This window comes from Lentzea sp. NPDC060358, assembly GCF_042725365.1.
Classification (GTDB): domain Bacteria; phylum Actinomycetota; class Actinomycetes; order Mycobacteriales; family Pseudonocardiaceae; genus Lentzea.
In genome coordinates this window covers 26,730-44,514 of record NZ_JBHXCW010000022.1, presented here as the reverse complement: position 1 = coordinate 44,514, position 17,785 = coordinate 26,730, and the positions used below count along the sequence as shown (strand labels likewise).

Annotated in this window: 17 protein-coding genes; 9 read left to right on the top strand and 8 right to left on the bottom strand. The window is 73.0% G+C overall.

Features of this window, described 5'->3' with window-relative positions; genetic code table 11:
- Positions 1-42 precede the first annotated feature (42 nt).
- From ACFWGZ_RS07440 to ACFWGZ_RS07425, 4 genes are read left to right on the top strand one after another with little or no spacing between them, the layout of a single operon-like run.
- Positions 43-945 carry a transporter substrate-binding domain-containing protein gene (locus tag ACFWGZ_RS07440; protein ID WP_382450627.1) on the top strand — a complete coding sequence of 301 codons (903 nt, stop codon included), beginning with the start codon at positions 43-45 and terminating at the stop codon, positions 943-945.
- The gene (locus ACFWGZ_RS07435; RefSeq protein WP_382450626.1) at positions 942-1,832 is read left to right on the top strand and encodes an amino acid ABC transporter permease; all 891 of its coding nucleotides are present in this window, start codon (positions 942-944) and stop codon (positions 1,830-1,832) included. The genes ACFWGZ_RS07440 and ACFWGZ_RS07435 overlap by 4 nt, the downstream gene beginning before the upstream one ends.
- Positions 1,829-2,635, top strand: coding sequence for an amino acid ABC transporter ATP-binding protein (locus tag ACFWGZ_RS07430; RefSeq protein WP_382450625.1), 807 nt, complete (start codon positions 1,829-1,831; stop codon positions 2,633-2,635). The genes ACFWGZ_RS07435 and ACFWGZ_RS07430 overlap by 4 nt, the downstream gene beginning before the upstream one ends.
- Positions 2,628-3,785, top strand: coding sequence for a CapA family protein (locus ACFWGZ_RS07425; protein ID WP_382450624.1), 1,158 nt, complete (start codon positions 2,628-2,630; stop codon positions 3,783-3,785). Before ACFWGZ_RS07430 ends, ACFWGZ_RS07425 begins: the two co-directional genes overlap by 8 nt.
- On the opposite strand, the gene ACFWGZ_RS07420 is transcribed toward ACFWGZ_RS07425, so the two are convergent.
- Positions 3,773-4,681 carry a PaaX family transcriptional regulator C-terminal domain-containing protein gene (locus tag ACFWGZ_RS07420; RefSeq protein WP_382450623.1) on the bottom strand — a complete coding sequence of 303 codons (909 nt, stop codon included), beginning with the start codon at positions 4,679-4,681 and terminating at the stop codon, positions 3,773-3,775. The two genes, ACFWGZ_RS07425 and ACFWGZ_RS07420, sit on opposite strands and share 13 nt — an antisense overlap.
- Before the next feature lie 237 nt (positions 4,682-4,918).
- Positions 4,919-5,839, bottom strand: a complete 921-nt coding sequence (locus ACFWGZ_RS07415; protein ID WP_382450622.1) for a PaaX family transcriptional regulator C-terminal domain-containing protein — start codon at positions 5,837-5,839, stop codon at positions 4,919-4,921.
- A gap of 70 nt (positions 5,840-5,909) precedes the next feature.
- Between ACFWGZ_RS07415 and ACFWGZ_RS07410 the strand changes: the two genes are divergently transcribed.
- The 3 genes from ACFWGZ_RS07410 to ACFWGZ_RS07400 are packed head-to-tail and all read left to right on the top strand — an operon-like array spanning position 5,910 to position 9,449.
- Positions 5,910-7,142, top strand: coding sequence for a CaiB/BaiF CoA transferase family protein (locus ACFWGZ_RS07410; protein ID WP_382450621.1), 1,233 nt, complete (start codon positions 5,910-5,912; stop codon positions 7,140-7,142).
- 2 nt (positions 7,143-7,144) lie between these two features.
- Complete coding sequence (locus ACFWGZ_RS07405; protein ID WP_382450620.1) at positions 7,145-8,209, top strand: 2-hydroxyacyl-CoA dehydratase; 1,065 nt, start codon at positions 7,145-7,147, stop codon at positions 8,207-8,209.
- Positions 8,202-9,449, top strand: a complete 1,248-nt coding sequence (locus ACFWGZ_RS07400; RefSeq protein WP_382450619.1) for a 2-hydroxyacyl-CoA dehydratase — start codon at positions 8,202-8,204, stop codon at positions 9,447-9,449. Before ACFWGZ_RS07405 ends, ACFWGZ_RS07400 begins: the two co-directional genes overlap by 8 nt.
- A 270-nt stretch (positions 9,450-9,719) precedes the next feature.
- Here the strand turns inward: ACFWGZ_RS07400 and ACFWGZ_RS07395 are convergent, their stop codons facing one another.
- Positions 9,720-11,402 (bottom strand): aminotransferase class V-fold PLP-dependent enzyme, encoded by a 1,683-nt coding sequence (locus ACFWGZ_RS07395; protein WP_382450618.1) that lies wholly within the window; start codon positions 11,400-11,402, stop codon positions 9,720-9,722.
- A gap of 217 nt (positions 11,403-11,619) precedes the next feature.
- Between ACFWGZ_RS07395 and ACFWGZ_RS07390 the strand changes: the two genes are divergently transcribed.
- Together ACFWGZ_RS07390 and ACFWGZ_RS07385 are read left to right on the top strand one after the other, a co-directional pair.
- Positions 11,620-12,189, top strand: a complete 570-nt coding sequence (locus ACFWGZ_RS07390; protein WP_382450617.1) for a M15 family metallopeptidase — start codon at positions 11,620-11,622, stop codon at positions 12,187-12,189.
- A gap of 108 nt (positions 12,190-12,297) precedes the next feature.
- Entirely contained in the window at positions 12,298-12,909 is a 612-nt protein-coding gene (locus ACFWGZ_RS07385) for an SRPBCC family protein (protein WP_382450616.1), read from the top strand.
- Between the two features lie 6 nt (positions 12,910-12,915).
- Here ACFWGZ_RS07385 and ACFWGZ_RS07380 read toward each other — a convergent pair whose 3' ends face one another.
- The 5 genes from ACFWGZ_RS07380 to ACFWGZ_RS07360 all read right to left on the bottom strand — a co-directional run bounded on the left by ACFWGZ_RS07380 (position 12,916) and on the right by ACFWGZ_RS07360 (position 17,747).
- On the bottom strand, positions 12,916-14,820 hold the full coding sequence (locus tag ACFWGZ_RS07380; RefSeq protein ID WP_382450615.1) for a glycoside hydrolase family 44 protein: 1,905 nt from the start codon (positions 14,818-14,820) through the stop codon (positions 12,916-12,918).
- A 162-nt stretch (positions 14,821-14,982) separates the two neighbouring features.
- Positions 14,983-15,945 (bottom strand): ABC transporter permease subunit, encoded by a 963-nt coding sequence (locus ACFWGZ_RS07375; protein ID WP_382450614.1) that lies wholly within the window; start codon positions 15,943-15,945, stop codon positions 14,983-14,985.
- Complete coding sequence (locus tag ACFWGZ_RS07370; RefSeq protein ID WP_382450613.1) at positions 15,942-16,820, bottom strand: ABC transporter ATP-binding protein; 879 nt, start codon at positions 16,818-16,820, stop codon at positions 15,942-15,944. The genes ACFWGZ_RS07375 and ACFWGZ_RS07370 overlap by 4 nt, the downstream gene beginning before the upstream one ends.
- A complete protein-coding gene (locus ACFWGZ_RS07365; RefSeq protein ID WP_382450612.1) occupies positions 16,817-17,212 on the bottom strand; it encodes a GntR family transcriptional regulator in 396 nt (131 codons plus the stop codon). Before ACFWGZ_RS07365 ends, ACFWGZ_RS07370 begins: the two co-directional genes overlap by 4 nt.
- 61 nt (positions 17,213-17,273) lie before the next feature.
- On the bottom strand, positions 17,274-17,747 hold the full coding sequence (locus ACFWGZ_RS07360; protein WP_382450642.1) for a DUF5980 family protein: 474 nt from the start codon (positions 17,745-17,747) through the stop codon (positions 17,274-17,276).
- Between the last annotated feature and the right edge of the window lie 38 nt (positions 17,748-17,785).

Below are 17,785 nucleotides of genomic sequence, written 5' to 3'. Positions count from 1 at the left end.
GACCGTAATCCAAATGCGGTTCAAGCGACGGCGGGAGCACTGATGCTCAAGTCTCGTAGACCACTCCTCCCCGTGCTGGCCGCGGTGGTGATCGCCGCGTCCGGCTGCGGGGGCGGTTCCCCGGACGCGGCGCCCGGCGCCGGTGGCGAGCAGGCCGGGAGCAAGCACGACGCGCTCCCGCAGCAGTTCAAGGACGCCGGGGTGATCCGCTTCGCCGGCGACTCCCACCCGCCGTACCGGGTCGTCGCCCCCGGCGGCGGCGCGGTCACCGGCCTCGACCACGACCTGCAGCAGGCCTTGGGCGAGGTGCTGGGCGTACGCATGGAGATGACCGTCGTGTCCGGCCTGCCCGCCGCGCTGTCCGGCATGCTGTCGAGCCGCTACGACGCCTTCAACGGCCCGGTCAAGGACACCGCGGAACGGGAGAAGCAGTTCGACGCCGTCGTCTGGATGGTCACGCGGACCGCCTACCTCGTCCCGAAGTCCGGCTCCGGCTCGATCAGGGCGAGCGACGACCTGTGCGGCAAACGCGTCGCCGCCATCTCCGGCAGCATCATCCAGGACCAGGTCGTCCGGCTCACGGACTGGTGCGTGAAGGCGGGCAAGCCGGCCGTGCAGTTCATCGGCTTCGCCGACACCAACGGCACGATCCTCGCCGCGAAGTCCGGCCGGGCCGACGCGGCGGGCATGACCGAGAGCGCCGCGATCGACGCGCTGGAGGCCGCGAAGAACGATTTCACCTACGTCAAGCAGACCGACGAGCAGGGGGCCGGTGTCGACAAGCTCGCCATGCTGGTGCCGAAGTCGAGCGGCCTCGGACCGGTGATGCACCAGGCGTTCCAGGAGATCTTCGCCAACGGCGAGTACGACCGGATCATGAAGCAGTACGGCCTGGAGAACGTGAAGGTCGACAAGCCCGAGCTCAACACGGCGGCCGGCCGGTGACCGCGACCGCCGCGCCCGCGACCGGCGACCTGCCGGACGTCGACGTAGCCACGGCACGACCGCGGCCGAGGCCGTGGCGCTGGCTGGCCGGCGCGCTCCTCGCCGTCCTCGCGTTCCAGGTCGCGTGGTTCGTCACGCACAACGACCGGTTCGAGTGGCCGGTGGTCGCCGAGTACCTGTTCGACCCCGACGTGCTGGCGGGTCTCGGGATGTCGGTCCTGCTCACGGTCGTCGCCATGCTCGCCGGGTCGGCGCTGGGCGTGCTGCTCGCGCTGGGCCAGCTCGCGGACTTCGGGCCGGTGCGGTGGGTGTGCACGCTCTACATCGGACTGTTCCGCAGCATCCCGCCGCTGGTGCAGCTGCTCTTCTGGTTCAACCTGGCCTACCTGCTGCCCCGGCTGTCGATCGGCGTCCCGTTCGGGCCGACGTTCGGGTCGTGGCCGACCAACGACCTGATCACGCCCCTGACGGCCGCGCTGATCGGCCTCACGCTGCACGAGGCCGCGTACATGGCGGAGATCGTCCGCGCGGGCGTCCTCTCGGTCGACCCCGGTCAGCGCGACGCGGCGCTGGCCATGGGCTTCACCGGCGGCCAGACGTTCCTGCGGGTGGTGCTGCCGCAGGCGATGCGGGTGATCATCCCGCCGAGCGGCAGCCAGTTCATCTCGCTGCTCAAGGGCACGTCGCTGGTGAGCGTCATCGCCATGACCGACCTGCTGCACGCGGTGCAGACCGTCTACAACCAGACCTACCAGATCGTGCCGATGCTGATCGTCGCCTGCTTCTGGTACCTGGTCGTGGTCACCGCGCTGTCCTTCGCTCAGCAACGGCTCGAACGCCGGTTCGGCCGGGGGCAGCGCTCGTCGCGGGGGGAGTGGCTCGCATGACGGATGTGCCGGTGCTGAGCGTCCGGAACATCCGGCGCAGCTTCGCCGACCACGCGGCGCTCGACGGGGTCAGCCTCGACGTGGGCCAGGGGGAGGTCGTCGCCGTCATCGGGCCGTCGGGCTCGGGCAAGTCCACGCTCGTGCGGTGCGTCCACCAGCTCGAGCCGATCGACAGCGGAGCCCTGTACCTCGACGGCGAGCTGCTCGGCCACGAGTTCGCCGGCGGACGGCTGCGTCCGCTGCCGCCGCGCCGGGTCGCGGAACAACGCCGCCGCATGGGCATGGTCTTCCAGCAGTTCCAGCTCTTCCCGCACTGGACGGTGGCGCGCAACATCAGCGAGGCCCAGGTGCGGGTGCACGGCCGCAGCCGGGAGCAGGCCCGGGACCGCACCCTGGAGCTGCTCGGCAGGGTCGGGCTCGCGGACAAGGCCGACGCCCACCCGCGGCAGCTCTCCGGTGGCCAGCAGCAACGGGTGGCGATCGCGCGGGCCCTGGCGACCCGGCCGCGCGTGATGCTGCTCGACGAACCGACCAGCGCGCTCGACCCGGAACTGGTCGACGAGGTGCTGACCGTGGTCCGGGACCTGGCGGCCGCCGGGCTGACCATGGTCATCGTCACGCACGAGATCGCCTTCGCGCTGGAGGTCGCCGACCGGTTCGTGTTCATGGACCGCGGCCGGATCGTCGACCAGGGACCCGTCGCGGACGTGCTCGCCGACGACAGGCCGGACCGGCTGCGCGCGTTCCTGTCGCGCTACACCCAGGCGCACGGCACCGCGCGGGAGAGGGGTACCCGTGTCTGACGTGGTGACCGTGTTGTCGGTCGGCGACCTCATCCTCGACGAACCGGACCCGGCATCTTTCCTCGTGCCCTCCTCGCCCGCCCTCGCGCGCGGCGACCTGGTGATCGGCCACGTCGAGGTGCCGCACAGCACGACGGACGTCCAGGTCAGCACGGACGTCCCCGCGCCGCCCGCCGACCCGGCCGGGCTCGCGGCGCTGGCGGACGCGGGCTTCCACGTGGTCACCCTCGCGGGCAACCACGTCTACGACGCGGGCGAGACCGGTGTGGTGGACACGATCGCCCACGCGCGTGCCGCCGGACTCGTGACGGCGGGCGCGGGACCGGACCTCGCCGCGGCACGCCGGCCGGCCGTGCTGGAGCGCGGCGGGCTGCGGATCGGCGTGCTGAGCTACAACCTCGTCGGCCCGCGCGAGTCGTGGGCGACCTCGCGCAAGGCCGGCTGCGCGCACGTCCGGGTGCTCACGCACTACGAGCTGGACCACGCCACCCCCGGCGGGCCGCCGAGCGTCTACACGTTCGCGGACCCGGCAGGCCTGGCCGCGATGGCCGCCGACATCCGGGCGCTGGCGTCCGAAGTGGACGTCGTCACCGTGTCCATGCACAAGGGAGTGGGCCACACGCCCGCGGTGCTGGCGATGTACGAGCAACCGGTCGCGCACGCCGCCATCGACGCGGGGGCGCACGCCGTGTTCGGCCACCACGCGCACATCATGCGCGGCATCGAGGTCTACCGCGGGCGGCCGGTCTTCCACGGCCTCGGCAACTTCGTGACCGTCACCCGCGCGCTCACCCCGACCGGCGGCGACAACGCCGAACGGGCCGAGTGGGCGCGCAGACGCGTCGAGCTGTACGCGTTCGCGCCGGACCCGGACATGCCGTTCTACCCGTTCCACCCGGAGAGCAGGAACACCGTCATCGCCGTCTGCCGCTTCGGCCGCACCGGCCTGGTCTCGGCGGGGTTCGTGCCGTGCCGGATCGACGGGCGGGGCAGACCGGTGCCGGTGGCGCGTGCGGACGGCGGGGAGGCCGTCGCCGAGTACGTGCGGGGCATCGGGGAACGGGCGGGCCTGGCCGCGGAGTTCGCCTGGGACGGGGACGAGGTCGTCCTGCCGCGCGTGGGCCGGGAGCTCCGCGCTCAGCCCGCGTAGTCACTGCCGTGCCCGCGCACCAGGGCGGCCACGTCCTCGTCGTACTGGCCGACGACCTGCTTCACGCGCTGCTCGGCGAGCAGCGCGAGGTCGTCGTAGAGCTCGGTGAACAGCGCCCTGGCCCGCGCCCGCGGCCACGGCTGCGGCAGCAGCGCGGACGGCAGGCCGGGGTCGAGGCCGGGGAACCGGTTCCAGGCGTCCATGAGCGCGGTGCGCACCACGAGGGCCTCGGCCGTGCCGACCAGACCCGCGGCGAGCCGTGCCCGCACCGCCGAGTACTCGTCGATCAGCGCGTCGTAGCGGGCGCGCAGCGCGTCGAGGTCCCAGGCGTTGAGGGGGTCGCCGCCCAGCGGGCTGCCGTCGGCCACCTCCGCGCGCAGCACCGCGGCGGAGTCGATGCCGAGCTCGGCCAGCACGCTGGTGATCTCGGTGACCCGGTCGTGCGGCGAGACCCACACGCCGTCGAACAGGGACGCGAACCCGAGCCAGCTCAGCCGTGTGCGCAGGGCGTGGCGCAGGTCCCGCTGGTCCTCGGGCACCGAGAACACCGCGACCGTCCACGTCCCCGGCCACGGCTCCTCCGACGCGCCGAACGCCACGATCTGGCGCAGCCCGTCCTCGAGCACGCGCGCCGCGCGGTCGCTCAGCGCGTAGTAGGTGTGCCGGCCCACCCGCGAGAGCTCCAGCAGCCCGCGGCGGGAGAGCCTGCTCAGCGTCGCCCGCGCGCTGATCCCGGTGATGCCGAACTCGCCGAGCAGCGCCACGAGCGCGGCCGAGGGCAGGGGCGCGCGCTGCCCGTACCAGTAGTCGCCGAGCAGTGTGAGGAGCAGGTGCTGGGGACTGCCGCCGGACTGCAACCGTGGGAGCGCGGGAACGTCGGGAGAAGCGGCGGTCATGGGGTCATCGTACAGTTCTGCTGCCGATCGTCACAGCACCAGCTGTCTTCTGAGCGAGTTCTGCCGCTGCTGCAACGCATGCGGACGCATGCTCGGAAGAGGCACCGGATAGAGCGAACCCAAATGCTTGACACTTCTCGTTGCGGGTGGTGCTCTAGGAGTCTAGTTAAGTCGCGTTCGTCGGCCGTGACCTGGGACGTTGAAGGGGGAGTGCGCATGCGGCAGGTCCCCCGGAGGTCAGGGAACGCGGCTGGTCGTGTGGTGGCGCACCAGACCGGCGTCGTCGGGGTCCGACTCGAGCACGATCTGCCGGACGCGGTGCTCGGCCAGCGGCCCGAGCCCGTCGTACACCTCCGCGAACAACGCGCGCGCCGTGTCGCGCGGCCAGTCCCCGGGCAGCAGCGCGGCCGGGAGGCCGGGGTCCTTCCAGCGGAACGTGCGCCACTCGTCCATCACCTGCGTGCGGCACACCAGGGCCTCGGCGGAGGTGACCGCGCCCGCACGGACCCGGTCCGCGAGCGGCGCGGTGGTGGCGATGAACTCGTCGTAGAGGCCGCGCACCTCGTCGAGGTCCCACGCCTCGGTCAGCGGCCGTCCCCCGGCCGCGCCGTCGGTGCGCAGCACGACCGCGCTCGTCACCCCGAGGACGTCCAGCTCGTGCACGGTGTCGCCGGCGGAGGCGGTGGGGGAGATCCAGAAGCCGTCGAAGATGGGCGCGAACCCGAGCCAGCGCAGCCGGGTGCGCAGCTGGTGGCGGATCTCGCGCTGCTCCTCGGGGACGGAGAACGCGACGGTCGTCCACATGCCGTCCCACGGCTCGGACGTCACGCCGAACGACAGGACCTTGCGCACCGAGTCGGCCAGCGTCGCGGCGGCGGCGCCCTCGACGCCGTAGAACGTGCGGCGGCCGTGGCGGTGCACGTTCATCATGCCGCGCCGGGACAACCGGCTCAGGGCCGCGCGCCCGCTGGTCCCGGTGATGTCGAACTCGGCCAGCAGGCGGACCAGCGCGGCCGACGACGCCCAGCCGTCGGTGGAGAGCCAGTAGTCCGCGTAGAGCGTCATGAGCAGGTGCTGCGGCGCGCCGCCGTGCTGCTGCCGGGGCAGCAGGTCGGAGCGAGGACCGCGCTGGGCGGCGGATCGCGGCGTGGCCGTCACGATCGGCCAGTGTAGAGGTGGGACACCGGCCGTCACCGGACGCGCCGGTCGTGACCGAGGAGGTGCGCAGGTGGCAGAGCAGCCGCTCGCCGGGCGGACGGTCGTCGACCTCACGACGGCGCTCGCCGGGCCGTACGCCACCCTGGTGCTCGGGGGCCTGGGCGCACGGGTGATCAAGGTGGAGAACCCGCGCACGGGCGGGGACTCCTCGCGGGGCAACGCCCCGTACCTCGGCAGGGACGGCCTCGGTCTCGGGCGCGTGCACGCCGACGACGTGTCGGTGTCGATGCTGCTGCGGGGCCGCAACAAGGAGAGCGTGACGCTCGACCTCAAGCACCCCGGTGGGCGTGACGTCCTGACCGACCTGGTGCGGCACGCCGACGTGCTGGTCGAGAACTACAGCGCGGGCGTGACGGAGCGGCTCGGCATCGGCCCCGCGGCGATGCTGGCGGTGAACCCGCGGCTGGTCTACACGTCGATCAGCGGGTTCGGGGCGCAGGGCGGGCCCGCCAAGGCGATGGACACGATCGTCCAGGCGCTGTCCGGGATCATGGGCACCGCCGGGCGCGAGGGCGACGACCCGGTCCGCAACGGCCTGCCGGTCGGCGACCTGGTCGCGCCGCTGTTCGCGGTGATCGGCACGCTGGCCGCGGTCGTGCAGGCCGACCGCACCGGCGCCGGTCAGCACGTGGACGTCTCGATGCTCGGCGCGCTGACGTCGCTGGTCGCGTGCGAGCCGTTCGACGCCTACGCCGCCGTCGGTCTCGCGCAGCGCACCGGTTCCCACGTGCCGCGGCTCGCACCGTTCGGGTTGTTCGAGGCGGTGGACGGGTGGCTCGCCCTGTGCGGGCCGACCGACCGGTTCGCCGCGGGGGTGTTCCAGGCCATGGGCGACCCCGCGCTCGCGGCGGACCCGCGGTTCGCCACCAGGGACGCGCGGGTCGCGAACGCGGGCGTGCTGCACGAGCTGATCGGGCGGTGGACGGCCGGGCGGCGGCGGGCCGAGGTGGTGGCGCTGCTCGTCGGCAACGGCGTGCCCGCGGCCGAGGTGCGCGAACCGGCCGAGGCCGTGCGGGACCCGCTGGTCCGCGCGCGCCGCGAGGTGGTCGCACTGGCCCACCCGGTCCACGGCGCGACCGCGGACATCTCCGCCACCGGCGTGCCGATCGTCTTCTCGGGCGCCGACGCCGGGTTCGACCGGCCCGCCCCGGCGCTCGGCGAGCACAACGACCCGGTGTACGGCGAGCTGCTCGGCTACAGCGGCGACCGGCTCGCCTCGCTGCGCGCGGACGGGGTCATCTGAGCATGGGCACCCCGCTGCAGCGCCTCGTCGAGCACTACGAGCGGCGGTACCCGGCCGACTGGGACGGTCTCGTGATCGGCTGCGTCGGCCAGGACGTCCCGGTCGAGCTCGTGACCGCGGCGGGCGCGCTGCCGGTGCGGCTCGCGGGCCTGCCGGGCGCGGACGTCACGGCGGGGGAGACCTACCTGGGCCGCGGGGTGGACCCGGCGGCGCTGTCGGTGCTGACCCGGTTGCTGGCGGGGGAGTACGGCCGGCTCGACCGGCTGCTGGTGTCGCGGGACTGCGAGGCCTCGCTGCGGCTGTTCTACGCGGTACGGGAGCTGCGCCGGCTCGACCCGGGCCTGGGGCTGCCCGAGACCTGCCTCGTCGACGTGCTGCACCTGCCGCACTGGACGACCACCCGGTACAACCGGGCCCGCTTCGCCGAGCTGGTCGCCGTGCTGGAGCGGTGGACCGGAACCCGCCTCACCGCACCGAGGATCGCGTCGGCGATCACGCTGCACGACGTGCGGCGGGAGCTGTGGCGCGCGGTGTCCGCGCTGCGCAGGGACCTGCGGCTGACCGGTGTGCAGGCGCTGGCGGCGTTCGGCGCCGTCCTGCCGGTGGTGGAGCACAACCGGTTGCTGCGCGGCCTGCTCCAGTCCGATGTGGACGTCCATACTGGACGGCGGGTGTTCCTCACCGGCAGCTCGCACGACAACCCGGACGTGTACCGGTCGCTCGAGGAGCTCGGCAGCGTCGTGGTCGGGGAGGACCACGACTGGGGGGACCTGCTCGCCACCCGGCTCGTGGGCGAACCGACGCTCGCCGCGCTGGTCGAGCGCTACCAGTACAACGGCCCCACGGCCGCCCGCGCGTCCATCGCGGCTCGTGCTGCCCACACGGCGCAGGCGGCGGCCGACTGCGGCGCCGAACTGGTCGTGTCCTACGTGCGGCGCAACGACGACGCCCCGCCGTGGGACTTCCCGGCGCAACGGGAAGCGCTGCGTCCGCACGGGATCCCGGCCGTGCTGTTCGACCGCCAGGAGTACGGCTCGATCGACCTGTCGGAGGTGTTCGTTGGCTGAGAAGCTGCTGGCCTCCGCCACCGAGGCGACCCGCCACCAGCGCGAGTGGTTCCGCGACCTGCAGAAGTCCGCCGCCGCCGGAGGCCCGCTCGCGCTGGTGAACGCCGACGCGCCGCAGGAGATCTTCCGCGCGATGGGCATCCCGTACGTGGTCAACCAGTGGTGGGCGTCGGTGGTGGCGGCCAAGCAGCGCGCGCCGCACCACCTGGAGCTGCTGCGCGAGCGCGGCTACCCAGACCACACCGAGCAGTACAGCTCGCTCTCGCTCGCGTCCCTGTTCGACCCGGAGCCGCACCTGGCGCCGTGGGGCGGCCTGCCGCGGCCCACGATCGTGCTCGCCGAGACGGTGGGCGACGGCGGCCGCAAGATCTTCGACGTCTGGGGCAGCCAGCCCGGCATCACCTACTACGCCCTGGAGAGCGCCGCCGAGAACACCGTCCCGGTCAACTGGTGGGAGCTGATGCCGCACGACTGGGAGAAGGCGGTCGGCACGGCGCGGCTCGACCTGATGGAGGCCGAGCTGCACAACCTGGTGCGGTTCCTGGAGACGACGACCGGCCGGGTGTTCAGCGAACGCGCGTTGCGCCGGGTCCTCGACCTGGTCAACGAGCAGGCGGAGTGGAACAGGCGCACCCGCGACCTCATCGCCCGCACCAGGCCCAGCCCGCTGGCCGTCACGGACAGCATCCCGAGCGTCATGATCCCGCAGTGGCACCGGGGCACCGAGTGGGCGCGCGACGCCGCACGGCGCTTCTACGAGGAGGTGGCAGAACGCGTCGAGGCGGGTGCGGCGGTGTGCGAGGACGAACGGGTCCGGCTCATGTGGATCGGCCGCGGCCTCTGGTACGACATGGACTTCTACCGCAGGTTCGAGCAGCGCCACGGCGCCGTCTTCGTGTGGTCGATGTACCTGGCGATCGCGGCCGACGGGTACCCGCGCTACGGCGACGACCCGCTGCGGACGCTCGCGGCCCGGTTCGCCGCCTTCACCGACCAGCTCTACACGCCGCCGTGGTCGAGCGAGTGGTACGTCAAGGAGGCGAGGCTGCACGGCGTCGACGGCGTGGTGCACCTGGTCTCCGACGACGCCAGGGGCAGCTACTTCACGAACCGCGCGCTGCGTGCCGCCGGCATCCCGGTCTACGAGCTGCACGCCGACAACGTCGACACCCGGTCGTTCCGGGAGTCGGCCGAACGCGGCCTGGAGGACTGGCTGGACCGGGAGGTCCTGCACCGCTGACCCCGTCAGTCCGCCACGAGCCGCCTCGCGCGTCCGTGCCGCGGCGTCGGGGGTGGTGCGCGTGGCGCCGGTGTGGCTGAAGAGCGGGCAGGCGCCGGCCGTCGGCCCCGACCACCCGGCGCCGAACAGGAGCAGCCGCTCGGCGTGCGCGAGCACCGCCGCGTCGAACTCGTGCTCCGGCACCGTCGCCGAGACCTGCCGCACCGACTCTGCGGCCGCGCGTTCGATCGCGAGCTGCGCGCCGTACCCGGAGAACTTCCACGGGCTCGGTCACCGCACCAGGCAGCCCGGCGGCAGGACGAACCAGCGCAACCCCTCGAAGTCCTCCGGCAGGCCGGTGGGACCGCCGTCGACCGCGTCCGGGCGTGCGGCGAGCAGGCGCCGGGCGTTCTCCAGCTGCGTCGCCAGGGCGACGTCGGCACGGGCCTGCGGGAAGTGCGCGCCGAGTGCGGCGCGCAGGTCGGGCAGCTCCGCACTCGGCACCGGAGCGCGGTGGCGCCACCGCCCGGTCCGCGGGTCGAAGGTGTAGTCGGGCAGCAGGCGGTGGCCGTACCGGGCGACCAGCCGCACCGCCTCGACGAGGTAGTCGCGGACGTCGTCGGTGAGGAAGTAGCTGAGGTTGAGCCGCACCCAGCCGGGCTTGAGCCCGTCGCAGCCGGCGGTGACGTGGCGGTGGAAGGCGTCGGACCGCTCGGTGTCGATCCCCAGCAGCCGGTGGCCGTAGGGCCCGGCGCACGAGCACCCGCCGCGGGACTGGACGCCGAACAGGTCGTTGAGCACCGCGACGACGAAGTCGTGGTGCAGGAACTGGCCGCCGGACCGGATGAGGAACGACACGATCGACAACCGGGCGGCGCGGTGGTCGCCGAGGATCTCGATGCCGGGCTCGTCCTCCCACGCGGCCAGGACGTGCCTCCACAGCCGGTCCTCGCGCTCCTGGATCACGTCGGTGCCCACGGCGTCCTTGAGCGCGAACACCAGGCCGGCACGGATGGACTCGACGATCGCGGGCGTGCCGCCCTCCTCCCTCGCCACCGGGTCGTCCAGGTAGTGGTGGCCCTGCGGGCCGACGAACGCCACCGTGCCGCCGCCCGGAGCCGTCGGCACCCGGTTCGTGACGAGGCCGCGGCGCACCACCAGCACGCCGGGGGTCTGCGGGCCGCCCACGAACTTGTGCGGTGACAGGAAGATGGCGTCCTTGTGGTCGCCGCGTCCGGGCGCGCTCTCCCGCACCCGGATGGGCACGTGCGGCCCGGCCGCCGCGTAGTCCCAGAAGGACAGTGCGCCGTGCTCGTGCAGCAGCGCGGCGATCGCGTCGGTGTCGGTCAGCACCCCGGTCACGTTGGAGGCGGCGGAGAAGCTGCCGATCCGCAGCGGCCGGTCGGCGTGGCGGACCAGCTGCCGGCGCAGCTCGGCGAGGTCGACCTGGCCGCGGTCGTCCTCGCCGATGGCCACGACGTCCGCGAGGGACTCGCGCCAGGGCAGCTCGTTGGAGTGGTGCTCGTACGGCCCGACGAACACGACCGGCCGTTCGGCGAGCGGGATGCGGTCCGCGAGCGAGTACCTCTCGTCCAGGCCGGCGGGCAGCCGGATCTCCAGGATCCCGACCAGCTTGCTGATCGCGGCGCTCGCCCCGGAGCCGCAGAAGATCACGAGGTCGTCGTCGGTCCCGCCGACCGAGTCGCGGATGAGCAGCCTGGCCTGCTCCCGCAGCCCCGTGGTGTGGCGGCCGGTGCCGGAGCTCTCGGTGTGGGTGTTGGCGTAGCGGGGCAGCACCTGCGCGCGGACGAAGTCCTCGACGAAGTCCAGGGCCCGGCCCGACGCGGTGTAGTCCGCGTAGACGATCCTCCGCGGCCCGTAGGGGCCGTCGAGCACCGCATCGTCTCCGAGGAGCCCGCGGCGGATGCGGTCGAGCAGCGGTACGCCCGGGCGGCCGGGCTGTGTGCTGATCACCCTCTCCATTATGAGAACGATTTCACGACGTGCAGCGACTGTTCGGCCTACTGCGCCGGGGCTTCCGTCTCGAATGGAGCGACGAAGACCGGACCGGTTCCAGATCAACGCCGTCGAGGACCTGTTGCACAACGGGGACATTCCGCGCACGGGCCGCTGACACCGGTCCCGCAGGCTCGGTGGTGTCGCCGGACCGCAGGGAGGACAGCACGTGCGCGTGACGAGAAGGAGCCTCGGCCAACGCTTCTGGACAGCGTCCGTGATCGCCGTGCTGGCGGTCGCGTGCGCGCCGGGGGACGGCCGGTCAGGGGGAGTGGAGCCGGGCAGAGGCCCGTCCACCTCGGGGCGCGTCGCCGGAGACGGCAGCATTCCGGGCAACGGAAGCATCTCGCTGGACGACAGCGCCCATCCCGCCCTCGCGAACCTCGACCCCGCGCTGCTGGCCGCGGTGCGGAAGGCGGCGGTCGACGCCCGTGCGCGCGGTGTGGAGCTGAGGGTGACCTCGGGCTGGCGCAGCCGGGAGTACCAGCAACGCCTGCTGGACGAGGCGATCGCCCGCTACCGCAGCGAGGAGGAGGCGCGGCGGTGGGTGCAGCCGCCGGAGAAGTCGAACCACGTGACGGGCAAGGCGATCGACATCGGTCCGACCGACGCCGCGGACTGGCTCGTCCGCTTCGGCGCCGAGCACGGCCTGTGCCAGGCCTACGCCAACGAGATGTGGCACTTCGAGCTGCTGACCACGCCCGGCGGAAGGTGCCCGCTCCCGTCGACCGAACCGACCGGCTGAGACGTAGGCATCCGGATCTCGGCACACGTTGCCGATGTGGGGCCACCTCCCGGCTGGGCACGATCGAGCCGTACGAGACGAAGTGCCCACCAGGTGAGGAAAACCCCGATGAACCCCAAGTCCACGTTCCTGCGCTGCGCCGGCATCGCCGTGCTCGGCGCGGCGGCCACCCTGGCCACCACGCCGGTCGCCGCGGCGGACGACGCGCGACCCGCCACCCGCGGCCACGAGGTGTGCCGCGGCGTCACGGTCGACAAGACCGCCCCGGTCATCAGCAAGGCGAGCGTGCTCGTCAAGGCGCCCGTCGCCACCCTCTGGCGGCTGCACACCGACATCGACGCCTGGTCCGGCTGGATCCCCGAGATCACCCCGGCGAGCAAGAACACGCCCGGCCCCCTGCGGCCCGGCTCGACCTTCACCTGGTCGCCGCAGAACATGACGGTCACCTCGACCGTCACGGCGGTCTCACCGCAGGTGTGCACCGCGTGGGCCGCGCCGGTCAACGGCATCGACGGCGTCCACCTGTTCACGTTCAAGCCCGTGCGCGGCGGCGTTCTCGTCACCACCGAGGAGTCGTGGGCCGGCGCTCCCGTCGAGGCCGACGTCCCGGGCAGCCAGGCGAGCCTCGACGCCGGCCTGCGGGACTGGGTGAACCGCATCCGCGACACCGCCGAGGCGCGGACGAACTGCCCGCGCCCGGCGACCGCCCTGACCGACTGACCGCGCTCAGGCAGGGGTGCAGGTCAGCGCCGTCGGCGGCGGTGCCCCGGTGGCCTGGAAACCGAAGCTGGTGCTGCCCCGCGCACCCACCGAGCCGTTCCAGCCGGCGTTCGCGGCGACCACGCGCGCGCCGTCCTGCCGCACGGTCGCGCCCCACGAGGTGGTGATCTGCTGACCGGCGGGCCACGTCCAGCCGACCCGCCAGCCGGTCAGCGCCGTGCGGCGGTCGTTGGTGACCGTCACCGTCGCGACGTGCCCCGTGCCCCACTCGCCGTTGACGTGCACGGTCACCGAGCACCCCGCCGGCGGCAGGACCAGCAGCGTGATGGAGTTCGCCGGGTACGCCGCGTCGACGCGCCCGTCGTCCACCGGCACCTCGCCGCGCACGATGGCGCCCAGGTTCGCCGGTCCGTAGGTGAAGCGCTGCGCGGTGCCGGTGGCGTCGAACCCGGCGACCGACAGCGGCGAGGTCAGTTCGTCGCCGGTCTTGTTGACCACCACGACGGTCAGCGCGCCGTCGGCCGAGCGCTGCGCGGCGTAGACCGACAGCCGGCCCTGGTCGGCCGAGGTCGCCGACACGCTGACGTCGCCGAACCGCCCGCCCGAACCGTCGTAGTTGCGGTACATCCGGAACGCGTACGCGCCCGGATCGGTCGGTTCGGGCTCACCCCACATCGTCGCGAGGTCGAGGCCCTCCCGCCCGAAGATCCCGAGGACGTCGGCCTGGGCCAGCGCGCCGTTGATGTCGTCGAGGGCGCCCCAGTTGTACTCGGTGATGGCGGTCTTCGTGCCGGGGTTGTACTGCGCGATCCACGACTTCATCGTGCGGATGAACTGCAGCGGCGGCGCGTTGACCCCGCCCGGCCCGATCCAGGACTCCTCGACGTAGGTCGGGTCCCACAGCGAGCGCACCGACCGCAGCCGCAACGCGTTGGACTCGGGGTCCTTGCCGCCGCCGATCTGCGGGTAGAAGTGCTGGTCGAAGTAGTCCAGATAGCGCTTTCCACCGTGCGCGTCGCTGTAGTCCTTCATGTTCTTGAGGTACCACTGCGACAGGTTGAGCCCGCCGTGCGCGGCCGCGTCGGCGCCCGGCCCGCAGCCGTCCACACCGGACGCGACCCACTCGCAGTACCCCCAGCCCGACGGCCCGAGCACCGCCGCGCCGGGGTCGGCGGCCTTGATCGCCGCGGCGGTCGCCGTGCCCTTGCCGCCGAGCTCGTCGTACGAGACGGGCTCGGGGTGCACGTCGCGGTGCGTGCTGGACCAGAGCACGGGCTCGTTGTCGAGCTCGTAGATCGGCACGCCGCCCTGCGCCGCCGTGCCGTACCGGTCCACCAGGTGCGCGACCATCTCGCCGGCGAAGGCCGCGCCCGCCCGGACCGACGTGTCCTCGGGCACCGCGCCGGTGAGGTCCTTCCCGTCGAGCTGACCGTTGCCGCAGTTCGGGTCCCACTCGTCGAACCGGTCCTGCGCGGGGAAACGGGTGGCCGGGAACCCGCAGGCGAACGGGTGCGCGGACGGCGAGTCCTTGGCCACCCAGCCCGACATCGGCACGGTGACGACCGGTTTGATCCCCCGGTCGAGGCTGGACCCGACCATCCACTCCAGGGTGTGCTGCTCGTCGGCGACGATGTTCTCGAAGAACCAGTCGCTGCCGGTGTTGTAGGTGTGGTTCTTGAAGTTGTAGCGGCTGGAGGCGTTGCCGCCCCAGCGCGCGACCGACTGGCCGATCTCGGCGTTGAACGCCGGGTCGCCCCCGTTGAGGCCGTAGATGTCCGGGCTGATCGCGTGCCGGGCGGCGGACACGTCCACCGCCAGCGCGGGCCCGTCGGCCGCCGCCACGGCGTTCGGGGCGCCCTGGACGAGGAACATCGCCGCCACCAGCGACGCCACCGCGCCGCCGGCGGTCACCGGTCGTGCTCCTCGCCGTCTCCGACTTCCCACCACAGCTGCTCCCGCCCGGTCCGACGCGCCGATCTTCGCCACCCGACAGTGGCGGCGGACTGCAGGGGCGTCAAGCAGACGGGCATCTTCGACGGCGTTCGAGTCGAACGCGGGAAGCCGTTGGCACGGCTAGAGGATGCGCCGCCGCACCCGCCACACCACCACACCGATCAGGACCGCCGCGACCGTGACGAACAGGGCCGTCTCGATCAGCTGGAACGTCCAGAACCGGTCGGCCGGGTGGTGGACCCGCACCCGCTGGAAGCCCTGCGCGTGCAGGAACTGGCCGAGCGGGGTGCCCGCCCGGTCCGCGGCGGCTTCCAGGTCGTGGTACTCGGCCGAGGACACCCTGCGCCCGGCGGCGTCCGCGTAGCCCTGCTCGACCGTCCAGTCGGCGAACCCCGGCCCGCGCTCCTTCGCACCGGCGGTGGGGATCGGCTCCAGCGCGGTGAGCGGTGTGGCGTAGGAGGGGCGGGCCAGCAGCGCCACTCCCATCCGGGCGGCGAGGAAGGCCCCGAACGCCACGCCGAACGCGGGCAGGCTGCGCCGCAGGAGCGCCCCGGCGGCGGTGGCCACGCCGAACGCGAAGAGCGCGTACGCCACCGGGACGAGGCCCTGCAGGTCGAAGGAGTCGTACTGGAACCGCCCCTCCCACGCGTCGAACGGCTGCCGGAACCAGGTGAGCACCGCGGTGAACGCCCCGGTGAGCGCGGCGGTCACGCCGGCCAGCGCCACGAGCTTGGCCGTGAGCCAGCGCATCCGCGGCACGGCCTGCGTCCAGGCGAGCTGCCAGGTGCCGTCCTCCAGTTCGCGGGCGAGCAGCGGCGCGCCGAGGAACGCGCCGATGACGACGGGCACCACGTAGAAGGCCGCCAGCAGGTTCTCGACGAAGCCGTACCGGTCGTCGAGCCGGCGGAACGCGGCCGTGCACGCGTCGGTGGCACCGGCCTCTCCCGCGCACGTGGCGGGACCGCCGGGGAACAGGTCGTGGGCCTGCGTCCCGAGCACGAGCAGCACCGCGCCGAACAGGCCGGCGAGCACGCCCAGGACGCAGACCTCGGTCCGGTGCTGGCGCCAGATCAGCCACGTCATGCCGCGCTCACCCCGCCCGGCCGGCGCAGGTACGCCAGCACCAGGTCCTCCAGCGCGACCGGCTCGGCCTGCCACCCCGGCGCGGCCGGGATGCCGCCGTCGCGGACCAGCAGCGTCGTGTGCCGGTCGCTGTGGACGGTCTCGACCACGGCGCCGTCCCGGCCGGGGCCGGTGTCCGTGCGCGGGCCGACGAGCCGCCGGTGCTCGGTGAGCAGGGTGTCGATGTCGCCGGCGAGCGTGACCCGGCCGCGGTTGAGCACGACCAGGTGGTCGCAGACCCGTTCGAGCTCGTGCACGACGTGGGAGGAGAACAGGACGGTCACCCCGTCCTCGGCCACCGCGCCCATGAGCACCTGGAGGAACTCGTGCCGTGCCAGCGGGTCCAGGCTCGCCACCGGCTCGTCGAGCACGAGCAGGTCCGGCCGCTTCGCGAGCGCCAGGGCGAGCGCGACCTGGGCCTGCTGGCCGCCGGAGAGCGTGCCGGTCCGGCGGTCGAGCCCGATGCCGAGCGCCGCCAGCCGCCGTTCGGCGAGCCCCTGGTCGAACCGCAGGTTGCAGGACCGGCCGAAGCGGAGCATCTCGGCGACGGTGAAGCGCTGGTAGAGCGGGTGGTCCTGGGCCAGGAACCCGATCCGGGACAGGGTGTGCGGGGTGCTGGCGGTGACGTCGTGGCCCAGGACCCGCACCGTGCCGGTGCTCGGTGCCAGCAACCCGACCGCGAGGCGCAGCAACGTGGTCTTGCCCGCGCCGTTGGGACCGACCAGGGCGATCACCCCGCCCGCCGGCAGGTCCAGCGTGCAGTCGCGCAACGCCCAGCCCTTGCGGTACCGCTTGCCCAGGCCGTCGGTGCGCAGCGCGAAGCCGTCCGCCGTCACGCCACGCCCTCGTTCCTCGTCTGCTGGTGCACGGAGGCGAAGAGCGCGTTGACCGCCTGCTCGTCGAGACCGGCCGCGTAGGCGCGGCGCAGCCAGGTCGAGAGACCGCGGTGCAGCGACGTGTACGTCGACGCCGGCACCGCGGCCGACTGCTGCTCGGTGACGAACGTGCCCTGGCCGGGCCGGCCGGCGACCAGGCCCTCCTGCTCCATCTGCCGGTAGGCCTTGGCGACGGTGTTCGGGTTGATCGCCAGGTCCTCGACCACCTCGCGGATGAGCGGGAGGCGGTCGCCGGGGTGCAGGAAGCCCAGCAGCACCGCCTGGCGGACTTGCTGGACGAGCTGCAGGTACGGCGGTACGCCGGAGTGGGTGTCGAGCCGGAAGACGAACACGGGAGCCCCTCACTGCTTTACTAGGAACATAGTAAAGCAGTAAAGGGCGGTCGCCGCGAACTCACGGGCGGTTCATGCAGTCCACCCAGGACTCGGTGGTGACGATGATGTCGGTGGGCAGCGTCTCGGTCACGACCCCGTCCGACACCCAGATCGGGGCGCGGTAGGTCGCCAGCGGCACCGAGGCCGGTCCCTGCACGCCGATGAACCCGTTGACGGCGATCCCGCCGTCGGGCGAGTGGTAGTTGGAACCCGGCGGGAGGTGGAACTCGGTGGCGGTCCAGCCGGGAGGCAGGCCGCGCATCCCGTACTTCAGGTCGGTGGTCCACTTCCCGCTCACCACGAAGATGAAGTACGAGGCGTGGATCCTGCCGTCGGGACCCTGCTGGACGCACATGCGGCTGACCCGGTCGAACTGCTCCAGGTGCCACGTCTGCTTCTGCGGGGCCGCCTGCGCCGGCGCGGCGGTCGGGCCGGCCAGGGACAGCAGGGCCACCGAGGCCAGGACGAGCGCCGATCTGGCGATCCGGAACATCACTCTCACTGAACCCCTCCTGGAACTGGCGTGAACGA

What these genes read in the sequence shown, in the direction of transcription:
- ACFWGZ_RS07430 (WP_382450625.1), top strand. Translation starts at nt 1,829, where the DNA reads ATGACGGATGTGCCGGTGCTGAGCGTCCGGAACATCCGGCGCAGCTTC.
- ACFWGZ_RS07405 (WP_382450620.1), top strand. Translation starts at nt 7,145, where the DNA reads ATGGGCACCCCGCTGCAGCGCCTCGTCGAGCACTACGAGCGGCGGTAC.
- ACFWGZ_RS07385 (WP_382450616.1), top strand. Translation starts at nt 12,298, where the DNA reads ATGAACCCCAAGTCCACGTTCCTGCGCTGCGCCGGCATCGCCGTGCTC.
- ACFWGZ_RS07420 (WP_382450623.1), bottom strand. Translation starts at nt 4,681, where the DNA reads ATGACCGCCGCTTCTCCCGACGTTCCCGCGCTCCCACGGTTGCAGTCC.
- ACFWGZ_RS07375 (WP_382450614.1), bottom strand. Translation starts at nt 15,945, where the DNA reads ATGACGTGGCTGATCTGGCGCCAGCACCGGACCGAGGTCTGCGTCCTG.
- ACFWGZ_RS07440 (WP_382450627.1), top strand. Translation starts at nt 43, where the DNA reads ATGCTCAAGTCTCGTAGACCACTCCTCCCCGTGCTGGCCGCGGTGGTG.
- ACFWGZ_RS07360 (WP_382450642.1), bottom strand. Translation starts at nt 17,747, where the DNA reads ATGTTCCGGATCGCCAGATCGGCGCTCGTCCTGGCCTCGGTGGCCCTG.